Source organism: Bradyrhizobium sp. CSA112 (genome assembly GCF_029051645.1).
Lineage (GTDB): Bacteria > Pseudomonadota > Alphaproteobacteria > Rhizobiales > Xanthobacteraceae > Bradyrhizobium.
The window spans coordinates 1-415 of sequence record NZ_JAACFS010000159.1 but is presented as its reverse complement, the minus strand read 5'-3'; the positions used below and the strand labels follow the sequence as shown (position 1 = coordinate 415).

The window sequence follows — 415 nt, the reverse complement described above, 5'->3', positions numbered from 1 at the left end:
GCTTGTAGTCGCGGTTGTACTTGCGGATGATGTCCCAGGTGGGGAACTTCTCCGCGAAGCGGCGCCGGTTGTTTTTCCACATGTAGTCGTAGACGCAGTTGTGGAAGTAGTAGAACTCCAGGTGCTTGAACTCGCTCTTGACGGCGGAGAACAGCTCCTCGACCCGCTGGATGTGTTCGTCCATGGTGCCGCCCACGTCCATGAGCAGCAGCACCTTCACGTTGTTGTGGCGCTCGGGCACCATCTTGATGTCCAGCCAGCCGGCGTTGGCGGCGGTGCTGCGGATCGTGCCGTCCAGGTCCAGCTCGAGTTCGTTGCCTTCGCGCGCGAAGCGCCGCAGCCGGCGCAGGGCGACCTTGATGTTGCGGGTGCCCAGCTCCTGGGTGTCGTCGTAGTCGCGGTAGGCGCGCTGCTC

General features: G+C 63.1%; 1 protein-coding gene. It reads right to left on the bottom strand.

What is annotated here, in order from left to right; translation table 11 throughout:
• The coding region (locus GWE18_RS42125) for a VWA domain-containing protein (protein ID WP_275191335.1) at nt 1-415 on the bottom strand (415 nt) is incomplete at both ends.